We start from the raw sequence: 13238 nt of genomic DNA, 5'->3' as shown, positions 1-13238 counted from the left end.
GCCTGACGGGCCGTCAGCAGTGGGTGTTCGCCCGCCCGCGCCAACCCGTCACCGGCAGCGCGAACTTGGCCACCAGCCGGTCGGTGAACGGCGCCCGGTGCAGTCTGGCCAGGCGCACCGGGGTCTGCCCCCGGCGGACCTCCACCCGTGCGCCGGCCGGCAGTTCGACCGTACGCCGCCCGTCGCACCAGAGCACGCCGTGCGGGGTCTTGGGCTGCACCTCGACGGCCAGCACCGAATCCGGCGAGGTCACCAGCGGGCGGGCGAACAGCGCGTGCGCGGAGATCGGCACCATCAGCAGCGCCTCCACCTCCGGCCACACCACCGGCCCGCCGCCGGAGAACGCGTACGCGGTGGAACCGGTCGGCGTCGCGCACACCACGCCGTCGCAGCCGAAGTTGGAGACCGGGCGGCCGTCCACCTCCGTCACCACCTCCAGCATCCGCTCCCGGGATGCCTTCTCGATCGACGCCTCGTTCAACGCCCAGTCCTGGTGCACCACATCGCCGTTGGTGCGGACGATGACGTCGATCGTCATCCGCTCCTCGACCTCGTAGTCGGCGTCGACCACCCGCTCGACCACCACGGCCAGATCGTCCCGCTCGGCCTCGGCGAGGAAGCCGACCCGGCCCAGGTTGATCCCGAGCATCGGCAGCCCGTGCTCGCGGGCCAGCTCCGCCCCGCGCAGCAGCGTCCCGTCCCCGCCGGCGACCAGGATCAGCTCGCAGCCGTCCGCCGCGCCCGGCCCCCCGGCCACCTTCTCGACCCCGTCCGGCAGGTCCAGGTCCAGCGCCTCGGAGGCGAGCAGTCTGATCCGGATGCCCGCCTTCAGCAGCCCGTGCACCAGGGCCTCGACGCTGCGCAGCGCCGCCGCCCGGCCGGTGTGCGCGATCAGGAAGACCGTACGTTCTTCATCGCTCATGCCGCTGCCCTCTCCCTCACGCCTGCCGGGTCGCCTTCGGCCCCGGTACGGCCGCGTCACACAGCATGACGGACCGGACGCCCCCACAGCACCCTATCGGGGCCCCTCCGCGACGGCCCGGTCCGCCTCGGCGGGATCCAGCTGCGGGGCGTCCCGGCGCAGCCACAGGAAGTACTCCACGTTCCCGGACGGGCCCGGCAGCGGGCTCGCGGTGACGGCGCGCACGCCCAGCCCGAGCCCCCACGCCTGCCCGGCGACCTGGCGCACCATCTCGGCACGCAGCTGGGGGCTGCGCACCACCCCGCCGCTGCCCAGACGCTCCTTGCCGATCTCGAACTGCGGCTTGACCATCAGCACCAGGTCCGCGTCCCCGGCCGCGCAGGCGGCCAGCGCGGGCAGCACCAGGCCCAGCGAGATGAACGACAGATCGCCGACCACCAGGTCGACCGGGGTGCCGCCGATCAGCTCCAGGGTCAGCTCCCGGACGTTGGTGCGGTCCATCACCGTCACCCGCTCGTCGCTCTGCAGCGACCACGCGAGCTGCCCGTAGCCGACGTCCACCGCCAGCACGCCGACCGCGCCGGCCCGCAGCAGGACGTCGGTGAAGCCGCCGGTGGAAGCGCCCGCGTCCAGCGCCCGGCGGCCCTCGACCACCAGGCCCTGCGGGACGAAGGCGGCGAACGCCCCGGCCAGCTTGTGCCCGCCGCGCGAGACGTAGTCGGGGTCGTTGTCGTCCTTGGCCACCACGACCGCCGCCGAGGTCTCCACCTGGGTGGCCGGCTTGGTCGCGGTGGTGCCTCCGACGGTCACCCGGCCGGCCGCGATCAGCTCGGACGCGTGCTCACGCGACCGGGCCAGCTTGCGGCGGACCAGCTCCGCGTCGAGTCGGCGTCGTGCCACTGCCACTGGTGTTTCAGCTCCTACGAGTCCTACGGGTCGTTCCAGGGTCATTCCTGGTCGAGCGCGGCCAGCGTGTCGGCCAGCCGCTGGTGAACATCTTCGTACACCTCGACGTGTGCCTCGGCCGGGACCCCGTCCAGGGCCTCCAGCCGGGCCAGCCCGGCGTCCACCACGGGGTGGCCGGTCGGGGTCTGTTCCACGCCGAGCGGTTCGACGGCTTCAGCTGGTCCGGTCATCGGGCTTCTTCGTGCTGGTGGCCTTGCGGACGGTGGTCTTCTTCGTCGCCGTGCGCTTCGCGGGCGCCTTGGGCTGCGCGGCCGGCGCGGCGGCGGCCTGCTGCGCGGTGGCGGTCTTCTTGACGGCCGTCTTGCGCACGGTCGTCTTCTTGGCGGCCGTCTTCTTGGCCACCGGCTTCTTGGCGGCCGCCTTCTTCGCCGGGGACTTCTTCGCCCCGGCCCGGCCCGCCACCGGGGTCTGCTCCGTCGGGGCCTGCTCCGTCGGGACCTTCTCCGTCGAGGTCTGCTCCGTCGCCGGGGCCTTCCTCACCGGGGTCCGCTTCGCGGCGGCCTTCCCCGGTAGCGACGGCCGTACCGGCGGGACGGGCGGGTCGACCTCGACCGGCTCGTCCACCTCCACCCGTTCGGCCACTATCGGCTCCCCCGCCACCGGGGCCGCCGGCTGCTCGTCCGCCCGCTCCCAGCCGCGCCCGAACAGGTCGTCCGCCCGGGGCGCCGGCGTCGGCTCCGCCGCCTCGTCGACCCCGGCCGACCGCACCGCAGGCTCGGCCTCCTCCTCGACCTCGCGCAGCTTGCTCTCCAGGTAGGCGAGCACCACGCCGACCTTCATCACCTGGTCGCCGACCTTCTCGAAGGCCTTCTCCACCTCGCCGCGCGCCACCCCGACGGCCAGGTCCACCCCGGCCCGCCCGGCGGTGACCGCCTCCTCCGCCAGCGTCTGCAGCGTCTTCGCCGACGGCGGGAACTGCCCGCCGAGCCGGCGCTCGACCTCGGTGACGTCGACCCCGGTCCGCTCCAGGATCACGGCCGCCGTCCCGACGACCCGCTTGCCGACCTCCTCCGCCAGCCCGGCGGCGACCTCCACCACTCCCCGCACCGTCCTCGGCAGCATCCGGGTGCCTCCTTAGCGCCTGCGCGCATCGCTCCGTCGCCGTCGGTGCCCGGGCCGATCCGGGCACCCCACGGACGACGCTACCGCCAAAACCCGCCTGCGGTACCGTGGCCCGGCAGGGACCACCGCCGTCACCTGCCGCAACCACCAGGAAGCCCAGGGAGGGGAACCACCGCCATGGCCAACGCCGAGGAGTGCCGCGAGGCGCTGGAACAGCTCAGCCGGAACATGGCGAAGTCCACCGGTGACGTCCGCAAGGCGGCCGCCCTCGACCGCTCGCTCAGCTGCCGGATCACCGACCTCGACCTGACCTTCACCGGCCAACTGCGCGACGGCCGGATCCAAGGCCTCGCCTCGGCCTCCGGCGCACCGGCCGAGAAGGCGGCGATCCGGCTCACCATGAGCAGCGACGACCTGGTCGCCGTGGTCTTCGGCGGGCTCAACTTCGCGTCCGCCTGGGCGGGCGGCCGGATCCGGCTGGAGGCGGGCTTCCGCGACCTGCTGCGGCTGCGCACCCTGCTCTGAACCCGGCCGCCGTGGTCCTTCCCTCTTGGACCCGAACACTCCGGACCCGACCGCCCTCGCCTTGAGCGTCCTGGCCCCGACCGCCCTCGCCTTGAGCGCCGTGCGGCGACTCAGAACCCCAGCTCGGCCAGGGCCTTGCGCCCGTCGGCCGGTGCGCCGTCCGCGTCCAGCGCCGTCCACGCCGCCGCGCACAGCGCCCGCAGACCGTCCCAGCGGTCCCCGCCGCCGTCCAGCCGCAGCACGCCACCGGCGGCCGACGCAACCCAGCCGCCGCAACCGAAGCCGTCCGCCCCGGTCGTGACCGCCGGGTGCGGCTCCAGCAGCCCGCGCAGGTCCGCCGACAGGTAGGTCGGCCGGTGCTCGGCCGGGGCCGCCAGCAGCTGCGCCGGGGTGGTCACCCCGGTGAACACCAGCAGGCTGTCCACCTCGCCGTTGAACGCGCCCTCGATGTCGGTGTCCAGCCGGTCGCCGACCACCAGTGGCCGCCGCGCGCCGGTCCGCAGCACGGTCTCCCGGTGCATCGGCGGCTGCGGCTTGCCCGCCACCACCGGGTCCACCCCGGCGGCCGCCCGCACCGCCGCCACCAGCGTCCCGTTGCCGGGCGCGATGCCACGCGCGGTCGGGATGGTCAGGTCGGTGTTGGAGGCCACCCACGGCAGCCCCTGCTGCACCGCGTACGCGGCCTCCGCCAGCTGCGCCCAGCCGACCGACGGGTCGTAGCCCTGGACCACCGCGAGCGGCTCCTCGGCCAGCGAGCGGACGGCGACCAGCCCGCGCTCGGCCAGTGCTTCCTCCAGCCCCGGACCGCCCACGACCAGCACCCTCGCCCCGGTCGGCACCTGCTCGGCGACCACCCTGGCGGCCGCCTGCGCCGAGTTGATCACGTCGGCCGGCTCGGCCGGCACGCCCAGCCCGGTCAGGTGCTCGGCCACCACCCGCGGCGGGCGGGAGGCGTTGTTGGTCACGTACGCGAGCCGCATCCCGGCCGTCCGGGCGGCGGCCAGCGCGTCCACGGCGTGCTCGATCGCGTGCGGGCCCGCGTAGACCACGCCGTCCAGGTCCAGCAGCGCCGTGTCGTACGCCTCGGTCAACGGCTGCTCGCTGCCGCCGGGGGCGGTCCGTCGCACGGTGGTGGTCGGTGCGGTCATGGCTGCGCTACCTCATTCACTGCGTCGTTCGCTTCCTCGGGTGCCCCCGAGCGGGTGGGCCCTTGAGTTGCCGGGCCCCTGAGTTGGTGGACCCTTGAGCCGGTGGACCCTTGAGCCGGTGGGCCCTTGAGCCGGTGGGCCCTTGAGCCGGTGGGCCCCGAGCCGGTCAGACCTCGTCGTCCGCACCGGCGTCGCCCGTCGGCGCCCCGTCCGGGCCCGGCGGGGGCGCCAGGTACCCGGGTGCCCCGGGCAGCAGCGGCCCGAACGCCCCGGCGCGGGCCGCCAGGGTCGCCCTGGTCTGCCGCAGCGCCGCCTGGTAGTGCTCGGTGCCCGGCCGCATGGCCACGGCCAGCGCCAGGTGCTCGGCGGACGTCTCGAAGTCGCCCAGCCGGGCCGCCGCGACGCCCCACCCGAACTGAGCGTAGTCGTCCGACGGATCGGCCAGCGCGACGGCCCGGAAGTTCTCCAGCGCCGCCGCGTACGAACCGGTGTCGAACTGGGCCCGCGCCAGCGTCTCCCGGATGCTGCGCGACTGCGGCTCGGCCGCCGCCGCCCGGACCAGCAACTGCTCGGCGGCCGCCGCGTTGCCCTGGGCCAGCAGCTTCCCGCCGCGCCGGAACCAGTCGTACACGTCCCCGGTCGGTTCGCCGGAACGCCCCTGCGCCGGCACGCCGCCGTGCACCTGCGCACCCCCGCCACCGGCGCCGTCCAACCCGCCCTGCTCGGCCGGGCCGCTGCCGTCCAGCCGTTCCTGCCCGTCGTCCATGCGGTACCTCGCCCTCGGTCGCACACCCGTCCCACAGGTCAGCACGGGTATTCCGATCTCTCAACAACGCGTACCCGGTTACGATGCCCAGAATGAGCACACCCAGTGCAGAAGACGGAGTCGAGACTCCCGAGGGCGGCCCCGGCGATCCCGGGCACGTCGCCACCGCAGGCCTGTCCCTGTCACCCTTCCAAGGCCTGCGCTACGTCCCCGATCGGGTCGGCGCGCTGGCTGCGGTCATGTCACCGCCGTACGACGTCGTCGACCCCGGCCGTCGGCTCGACCTGGAGACCGCCGACCCGCACAACGTGGTCCGGCTGATCCTGCCCAGGCCCGAACCCGAGGACGCCGGCGACCGGCCCGACCGCGACACCAAGTACCGGCACGCCGCCCGGCTCCTGGCCGCCTGGCAGCGCGAGGGGATCCTCGCCGCCGACCCGGCGCCCGCGCTCTACGTCTACGAGCAGCGCGTGCCCGCCACCGGCGACTCCCCCGAGCTGCTCCAACGCGGGCTGATCGGCGCCCTAGCGGTGAGCGGTCGCGAGGCCGGCGTGGTCCTCCCCCACGAGGACGTGATGCCGCGGCCGGTCGCCGACCGGGTCGGCCTGATGCGCACCACCCGGGCCAACCTCGAACCGCTGCTGCTCACCTACCGCGGCAGCGGCGGCGCCTCCGGCGTCATCGAGCGGACCGTCCAGGGCGAGCCGCTGCTCTCCACGGCCACCAGCGACGGCACCCACCACCGCCTCTGGGCCGTCGCCGACCCCGCCGAGATCGCCGAGATCAGCCGCGACCTCGCCACCTGCCGGGCCCTGATCGCCGACGGCCACCACCGCTGGGAAATGTACCTCCGCCTCCAGCGCGAGCACCGCCACCTGCCGCGCAGCCCGTGGGACCGCGGCCTGGTGCTCCTGGTGGACACCGCCCGCTACCCGCTGCGGGTCCGGGCCATCCACCGGGTGCTGTACCGGCTGCCGGTGGCCGAGGCGCTGGAGAGGCTCGGCGACCAGTGGAAGGTCAAGGAGGTCCCCGGCCCGCTGACCGCCGCCCTCCAGGCCCTCGCCGAACAGAAACGGCACGGCGGCAACGGCTTCATACTGACCGGCGGGGACGGCGTGTACTGGCTGCTCGGCGAGCCCGAGGAGGCACTGCTCGACGCCACCGTGCCGCACGACCGACCCGAGGAGTGGCGCCATCTGGACGCCACCGTCCTGCACGCCACCCTGCTCGACCGCACCTGGCACGTCCCCGACGGCCCGGACGACATCGGCTACCTGCACACCGCCGCAGCCGCCGAGCAGGAGGCCGCGCGCACCGGCGGCACCGCCGTCCTGCTGCACCCGGTCCGGGAGAGCGTGGTCCGCAGACTCGCCGAACAGGGCGTCACCATGCCACGCAAGTCCACCTCCTTCGGGCCGAAGCCGGCCACCGGACTGGTGCTGCGCAACCTCGAACTGGGCTAGGTTCCCCCGCCGAAACGCGAAGAGGCCCTGCCCGCTTCCCCTTGAATTTCAGGGGAAGCGGGCAGGGCCTCACTCGTCGGTCGGAACCGCTCAGCTGCGGGCGTCGCCCTTGGCCTCGGCGTCAGCCTTGGCCTCGTCCTTGGCCTCGTCCTTGGCCTCGGTGGCGCGCGCGGGCACCACGCCGTCGAACTCCTCGTCGATCTCGAGGTCGTCCTCGTCGTAGTACTCCTCGACGTTCTCCTCGTCCTCGAAGATCACGCGGTCGTCGGAGGCCTCGCCGCCGCGCTTCTTCGCCGGGGCGTCGGCCTGCTCGAACTCCTCCTCGGCCATCTCCGGGTCGAGCGCGTCCACGAACTCCACACCGTCGATCTCGGCCAGGCGCTCCGCCGCGTTGGTCGTGCCCTCGGTGTCCGCCTCGGCCGCCTTCGCGAACCAGTCACGGGCCTCGTCGCCACGGCCGGCCGCGATCAGCGCCTCGCCGTAGGCGTACCGAAGACGCGCGGTCCACGGGTGCACGGCGCTGGAAGCCAGCTCCGGGCTCTGCAGGGTCACCACGGCCGCGTCGAACTGCTCCATGTCGGAGCGGGCGCCGGCGGAGACCAGACGCATCTCGACCTGGCCGGCCTTGTCCAGCTGCTTCACCTCGGGCTCACCGGCCATCGCCAGGGCCCGCTCCGGACGGCCCAGACCGCGCTCGCAGTCGGCCATCACCGGCCACAGGTCCGCACGGCCGGTCATCCGACGGGCGGCACGGAACTCGGTCAGCGCCTCGGAGTACCGCTGCGTCATGTAGGAGGCGAAACCGGCCGCCTCACGGACGGCGGCCACGCGGGAGGCCAGACGGAGCGCGACGCGGGAGAACTGGTAGGCCTCCTCCGGCTCGGTGTCGAGCAGGCGGGCCACCATCACCAGGTTGCGGGCGACGTCGTCCGCGAGCGTCTTGGGAAGGCTCTTGAGCTCCTGGCGCACGTCCCCGTCCAGCTCGAAGCCGGTGACGTCCTCCGGGATCGGCAGGCGCTTGACGGGCTCGTAGTTGCCGCGACGGTCGTCGTAGCCGCCCCGGTCGTCACGGCGGTCGTCGCGGTTGCCGCGGTAGCCGCCACGGTCATCGCGGTTGAAACCACCCGACGGGCGGTCGCCACGGTCACGGTTGAAGCCGCCACCGGAGGGGCGGTCGTCGCGACGGAAGCCACCGCGGTCGCCACCACGGTCGTCGCGGTTGAAACCACCGGACGGGCGGTCGCCACGGTCACGGTTGAAGCCACCACCGGACGGACGGTCGTCACGACGGAAGCCACCGCGGTCGCCACCGCGGTCATCGCGGTTGAAACCACCGGACGGGCGGTCGTCACGACGCGGACGGTCGTCACGGTCACGGTTGAAGCCACTCGGACGGTCATCGCGACGGAAACCGCCACCACCCGACGGGCGGTCGCCACGGTCACGGTTGAAGCCGCCACCGGAGGGGCGGTCGTCGCGACGGAAGCCGCCACGGTCGCCACCACGGTCGTCGCGGTTGAAACCACCCGACGGGCGGTCGCCACGGTCACGGTTGAAGCCACCGCCGGAGGGGCGGTCGTCACGACGGAAACCGCCACGGTCGCCACCGCGGTCATCGCGGTTGAAACCACCCGACGGGCGGTCGCCACGGTCACGGTTGAAGCCACCACCGGACGGACGGTCGTCACGACGGAAGCCACCGCGGTCGCCACCACGGTCATCGCGGTTGAAACCACCCGACGGACGGTCGCCACGGTCACGGTTGAAACCGCCACCCGACGGACGGTCGTCACGACGCGGACGGTCGTCACGGTCGCGGTTGAAGCCACCGCCGGAGGGGCGGTCGTCGCGACGGAAGCCGCCGCGGTCGCCGCCACGGTCGTCGCGGTTGAAACCACCCGAGGGGCGGTCGCCACGGTCGCGGTTGAAGCCACCGCCGGAGGGGCGGTCGTCGCGACGGAAGCCGCCACGGTCGCCACCACGGTCGTCGCGGTTGAAACCACCGGACGGGCGGTCGTCACGACGCGGACGGTCGTCACGGTCACGGTTGAAGCCACTCGGACGGTCATCGCGACGGAAACCGCCACCACCCGACGGGCGGTCGCCACGGTCACGGTTGAAGCCGCCGCCGGAGGGGCGGTCGTCACGGCGGAAGCCGCCACGGTCGCCGCCACGGTCATCGCGGTTGAAACCACCCGACGGGCGGTCGCCACGGTCACGGTTGAAGCCGCCGCCGGAGGGGCGGTCGTCACGGCGGAAGCCGCCACGGTCGCCGCCACGGTCATCGCGGTTGAAACCACCCGACGGGCGGTCGCCACGGTCACGGTTGAAGCCACCGCCGGAGGGGCGGTCGTCACGACGGAAGCCGCCACCGGACGGGCGGTCGTCACGACGCGGGCGGTCGTCACGGTCGCGGTTGAAGCCGCCACCGGAGGGGCGGTCGTCACGACGGGCGCCGCCACGGTCGTTCGACCAGCCCCCACGGGACCGGGGCTCGTAGCCTCGGCCGTCGTCCGATCGACGCTCGGGACGGTCCTGGGGCTGGTTCGACATCGTGGTGACTCCTTCTGCTGCTTCAGCTCCACCGCGGACTGAGCAACTCCGCTGCCGTCACGCGGTTTCGGCGCCGGCCTCCTGGCCGCGCACCATCTCCATTGTCCGACATCCCGGAACACTCCGCCTGGGCGAAGGTCCCGGTCTGCCGGGGTACTACTCGTTCGCAAAACACAAAAAGGCCGCGGCCCCAGCGAATCGCTGGGGCCGCGGCCTTGAATAATTGTTCGGCGGCGTCCTACTCTCCCACAGGGTCCCCCCTGCAGTACCATCGGCGCTGTGAGGCTTAGCTTCCGGGTTCGGAATGTAACCGGGCGTTTCCCTCACGCTATGACCACCGAAACCCTATCGGGTATTCAGCGAAACACACTTTTTAATTGATAAGTGTTTTTCTTGTTCGCCGGCGATAGCTGTTCGCTACCCGGGAACCACACAGTGAACGCGAGCGTCTGAGGACAAGCCCTCGGCCTATTAGTACCGGTCAACTCCACCCCTCACAGGGCTTCCATATCCGGCCTATCAACCCAGTCGTCTACTGGGAGCCTTACCCTCTCAAGGAGGTGGGAGTGCTCATCTCGAAGCAGGCTTCCCGCTTAGATGCTTTCAGCGGTTATCCCTCCCGAACGTAGCCAACCAGCCATGCCCTTGGCAGGACAACTGGCACACCAGAGGTTCGTCCGTCCCGGTCCTCTCGTACTAGGGACAGCCCTTCTCAACACTCCTACGCGCACAGCGGATAGGGACCGAACTGTCTCACGACGTTCTAAACCCAGCTCGCGTACCGCTTTAATGGGCGAACAGCCCAACCCTTGGGACCTACTCCAGCCCCAGGATGCGACGAGCCGACATCGAGGTGCCAAACCATCCCGTCGATATGGACTCTTGGGGAAGATCAGCCTGTTATCCCCGGGGTACCTTTTATCCGTTGAGCGACGGCGCTTCCACAAGCCACCGCCGGATCACTAGTCCCTACTTTCGTACCTGCTCGACCCGTCAGTCTCACAGTCAAGCTCCCTTGTGCACTTACACTCAACACCTGATTGCCAACCAGGCTGAGGGAACCTTTGGGCGCCTCCGTTACTCTTTAGGAGGCAACCGCCCCAGTTAAACTACCCACCAGACACTGTCCCTGATCCGGATCACGGACCCAGGTTAGACATCCAGCACGACCAGAGTGGTATTTCAACGACGACTCCACAACAACTGGCGTTGCTGCTTCAAAGTCTCCCACCTATCCTACACAAGCCGAACCGAACACCAATATCAAGCTATAGTAAAGGTCCCGGGGTCTTTCCGTCCTGCTGCGCGAAACGAGCATCTTTACTCGTAATGCAATTTCACCGGGCCTATGGTTGAGACAGTCGAGAAGTCGTTACGCCATTCGTGCAGGTCGGAACTTACCCGACAAGGAATTTCGCTACCTTAGGATGGTTATAGTTACCACCGCCGTTTACTGGCGCTTAAGTTCTCAGCTTCGCCTGGACGAATCCAAGCTAACCGGTCCCCTTAACGTTCCAGCACCGGGCAGGCGTCAGTCCGTATACATCGCCTTACGGCTTCGCACGGACCTGTGTTTTTAGTAAACAGTCGCTTCTCGCTGGTCTCTGCGGCCACCCCCAGCTCTGACAGCAAGTGCCGTCACCAGGAATGGCCCCCCTTCTCCCGAAGTTACGGGGGCATTTTGCCGAGTTCCTTAACCATAGTTCACCCGAACGCCTCGGTATTCTCTACCTGACCACCTGAGTCGGTTTGGGGTACGGGCCGCCATGAAACTCGCTAGAGGCTTTTCTCGACAGCATAGGATCATCCACTTCACCACAATCGGCTCGGCATCAGGTCTCAGCCTCAATGAGTGACGGATTTGCCTATCACTCGGCCTACACCCTTACCCCGGGACAACCACCGCCCGGGCTGGACTACCTTCCTGCGTCACCCCATCGCTCACCTACTACAGACTTGGTTCAGCGGCTCCACCACGTCCCTTTGTCCGAAGACTCCGGGCCGGCTTCACGGCCTTAGCATCACCTGGTTCAGCGTTGGCGCTTCAAAGCGGGTACGGGAATATCAACCCGTTGTCCATCGACTACGCCTGTCGGCCTCGCCTTAGGTCCCGACTTACCCTGGGCAGATCAGCTTGACCCAGGAACCCTTGGTCAATCGGCGCAAGAGTTTCCCACTCTTGTATCGCTACTCATGCCTGCATTCTCACTCGTATACCGTCCACGACTGGTTTCCACCGCCGCTTCACCCGGCACACGACGCTCCCCTACCCATCACAGCAGGCGTTGGCCCTATATGCTGCAATGACACGACTTCGGTGATGTGCTTGAGCCCCGCTACATTGTCGGCGCGGAATCACTTGACCAGTGAGCTATTACGCACTCTTTCAAGGGTGGCTGCTTCTAAGCCAACCTCCTGGTTGTCTCTGCGACTCCACATCCTTTCCCACTTAGCACACGCTTAGGGACCTTAGTCGGTGTTCTGGGCTGTTTCCCTCTCGACCATGGAGCTTATCCCCCACAGTCTCACTGCCACGCTCTCACTTACCGGCATTCGGAGTTTGGCTAAGGTCAGTAACCCGGTAAGGCCCATCGCCTATCCAGTGCTCTACCTCCGGCAAGAAACACGTGACGCTGCACCTAAATGCATTTCGGGGAGAACCAGCTATCACGGAGTTTGATTGGCCTTTCACCCCTAACCACAGGTCATCCCCCAGGTTTTCAACCCTGGTGGGTTCGGTCCTCCACACGGTCTTACCCGCGCTTCAACCTGCCCATGGCTAGATCACTCCGCTTCGGGTCTTGGGCATGCAACTCAGACGCCCTATTCGGACTCGCTTTCGCTACGGCTACCCCACACGGGTTAACCTCGCTACACACCGCAAACTCGCAGGCTCATTCTTCAAAAGGCACGCAGTCACGGCCCACCAGCAAGCTGATGAACGACGCTCCCACGGCTTGTAGGCACACGGTTTCAGGTACTATTTCACTCCGCTCCCGCGGTACTTTTCACCATTCCCTCACGGTACTATCCGCTATCGGTCACCAGGGAATATTTAGGCTTAGCGGGTGGTCCCGCCAGATTCACACGGGATTTCTCGGGCCCCGTGCTACTTGGGAGTTTCTCAAACGAGCCGTACAGATTTCGTCTACGGGGGTCTTACCCTCTACGCCGGACCTTTCGCATGTCCTTCGACTACCCATACGGTTTCTGACTCGCCGACCGGCCGGCAGACCGGTCAAGAAAAATCCCACGACCCCGCGATGGCAACCCCTGCCGGGTCTCACACCATCACGGTTTAGCCTCATCCGGTTTCGCTCGCCACTACTCCCGGAATCACGGTTGTTTTCTCTTCCTGCGGGTACTGAGATGTTTCACTTCCCCGCGTTCCCTCCACACTGCCTATGTGTTCAGCAGCGGGTGACAGCCCATGACGACTGCCGGGTTTCCCCATTCGGAAACCCCCGGATCAAAGCCTGGTTGACGGCTCCCCGGGGACTATCGTGGCCTCCCACGTCCTTCATCGGTTCCTGGTGCCAAGGCATCCACCGTGCGCCCTTAAAAACTTGGCCACAGATGCTCGCGTCCACTGTGCAGTTCTCAAACAACGACCAGTCACACACCCTCAACACCCCGAAGAGCGCATCAGATGAGGCCGGCATCCCAGAAGAAACAGCCTCACGGCCATTCCCTCAGGACCCAACAACGTGCCCGACACAACCAGAACCCCACTCTCTTCCACGCCGAAGCAGTACTAGGAGAAGAACCCTCGCTGTGCCGAATAGTCAACGTTCCACCCATGAGCAACCGTGCAGGACATTCGCCTGCAAGCG

Annotated in this window: 9 protein-coding genes, 2 rRNA genes and 1 pseudogene; 2 read left to right on the top strand and 10 right to left on the bottom strand. The window is 69.2% G+C overall.

The genetic code is table 11. The features are described 5' to 3' along the window. Positions 1–13: 13 nt before the first annotated feature. The 4 genes from A6F73_RS23795 to A6F73_RS23780 form a co-directional block, all read right to left on the bottom strand. Positions 14–922, bottom strand: a complete 909-nt coding sequence (locus A6F73_RS23795) for an NAD kinase (RefSeq protein WP_063349647.1) — start codon at positions 920–922, stop codon at positions 14–16. A gap of 93 nt (positions 923–1015) precedes the next feature. Next, the gene (locus A6F73_RS23790) at positions 1016–1873 is read right to left on the bottom strand and encodes a TlyA family RNA methyltransferase (RefSeq protein ID WP_063349646.1); all 858 of its coding nucleotides are present in this window, start codon (positions 1871–1873) and stop codon (positions 1016–1018) included. Next, on the bottom strand, positions 1870–2058 hold the full coding sequence (locus tag A6F73_RS23785; RefSeq protein ID WP_063349645.1) for a hypothetical protein: 189 nt from the start codon (positions 2056–2058) through the stop codon (positions 1870–1872). Before A6F73_RS23785 ends, A6F73_RS23790 begins: the two co-directional genes overlap by 4 nt. Next, positions 2042–2950, bottom strand: coding sequence for a histone H1-like repetitive region-containing protein (locus A6F73_RS23780; RefSeq protein ID WP_107452939.1), 909 nt, complete (start codon positions 2948–2950; stop codon positions 2042–2044). Before A6F73_RS23780 ends, A6F73_RS23785 begins: the two co-directional genes overlap by 17 nt. Positions 2951–3127: 177 nt before the next feature. Between A6F73_RS23780 and A6F73_RS23775 the strand changes: the two genes are divergently transcribed. Next, positions 3128–3475 (top strand): SCP2 sterol-binding domain-containing protein, encoded by a 348-nt coding sequence (locus A6F73_RS23775; protein WP_063349643.1) that lies wholly within the window; start codon positions 3128–3130, stop codon positions 3473–3475. 110 nt (positions 3476–3585) lie between these two features. Here A6F73_RS23775 and A6F73_RS23770 read toward each other — a convergent pair whose 3' ends face one another. Continuing rightward, positions 3586–4623 carry an HAD-IIA family hydrolase gene (locus A6F73_RS23770; RefSeq protein WP_063349642.1) on the bottom strand — a complete coding sequence of 346 codons (1038 nt, stop codon included), beginning with the start codon at positions 4621–4623 and terminating at the stop codon, positions 3586–3588. A 166-nt stretch (positions 4624–4789) separates the two neighbouring features. Beyond that, positions 4790–5389 (bottom strand): tetratricopeptide repeat protein, encoded by a 600-nt coding sequence (locus A6F73_RS23765; RefSeq protein WP_079135936.1) that lies wholly within the window; start codon positions 5387–5389, stop codon positions 4790–4792. A gap of 92 nt (positions 5390–5481) precedes the next feature. Between A6F73_RS23765 and A6F73_RS23760 the strand changes: the two genes are divergently transcribed. Beyond that, positions 5482–6852 (top strand): DUF1015 domain-containing protein, encoded by a 1371-nt coding sequence (locus A6F73_RS23760; RefSeq protein WP_079135935.1) that lies wholly within the window; start codon positions 5482–5484, stop codon positions 6850–6852. A 90-nt stretch (positions 6853–6942) separates the two neighbouring features. Here A6F73_RS23760 and A6F73_RS43320 read toward each other — a convergent pair whose 3' ends face one another. From A6F73_RS43320 to A6F73_RS23745, 4 genes and pseudogenes are all read right to left on the bottom strand, one after another. Continuing rightward, the gene (locus A6F73_RS43320) at positions 6943–7821 is read right to left on the bottom strand and encodes a tetratricopeptide repeat protein (RefSeq protein ID WP_079136336.1); all 879 of its coding nucleotides are present in this window, start codon (positions 7819–7821) and stop codon (positions 6943–6945) included. A 123-nt stretch (positions 7822–7944) separates the two neighbouring features. Next, a pseudogene (locus A6F73_RS43315) lies at positions 7945–9405 on the bottom strand (hypothetical protein); the annotation flags it as partial. Positions 9406–9630: 225 nt separating this feature from the next. Then, a 5S ribosomal RNA gene (gene rrf, locus A6F73_RS23750) occupies positions 9631–9747 on the bottom strand. A 109-nt stretch (positions 9748–9856) separates the two neighbouring features. Continuing rightward, a 23S ribosomal RNA gene (locus A6F73_RS23745) occupies positions 9857–12977 on the bottom strand. Positions 12978–13238 lie beyond the last annotated feature (261 nt).

Origin of the sequence: Streptomyces sp. MJM8645 (assembly GCF_001625365.1) — a bacterium.
GTDB lineage: Bacteria > Actinomycetota > Actinomycetes > Streptomycetales > Streptomycetaceae > Kitasatospora.
Note: the sequence above shows the minus strand (reverse complement) of the source record. Positions and strands in the feature narration are given on the sequence as shown.

Excerpts from the sequence above, each read along its gene's own strand:
- A6F73_RS23795 (WP_063349647.1), bottom strand. The coding sequence starts at position 922 with ATGAGCGATGAAGAACGTACGGTCTTCCTGATCGCGCACACCGGCCGG.
- A6F73_RS23790 (WP_063349646.1), bottom strand. The coding sequence starts at position 1,873 with ATGACCCTGGAACGACCCGTAGGACTCGTAGGAGCTGAAACACCAGTG.
- A6F73_RS23785 (WP_063349645.1), bottom strand. The coding sequence starts at position 2,058 with ATGACCGGACCAGCTGAAGCCGTCGAACCGCTCGGCGTGGAACAGACC.
- A6F73_RS23780 (WP_107452939.1), bottom strand. The coding sequence starts at position 2,950 with ATGCTGCCGAGGACGGTGCGGGGAGTGGTGGAGGTCGCCGCCGGGCTG.
- A6F73_RS23775 (WP_063349643.1), top strand. The coding sequence starts at position 3,128 with ATGGCCAACGCCGAGGAGTGCCGCGAGGCGCTGGAACAGCTCAGCCGG.
- A6F73_RS23770 (WP_063349642.1), bottom strand. The coding sequence starts at position 4,623 with ATGACCGCACCGACCACCACCGTGCGACGGACCGCCCCCGGCGGCAGC.
- A6F73_RS23765 (WP_079135936.1), bottom strand. The coding sequence starts at position 5,389 with ATGGACGACGGGCAGGAACGGCTGGACGGCAGCGGCCCGGCCGAGCAG.
- A6F73_RS23760 (WP_079135935.1), top strand. The coding sequence starts at position 5,482 with ATGAGCACACCCAGTGCAGAAGACGGAGTCGAGACTCCCGAGGGCGGC.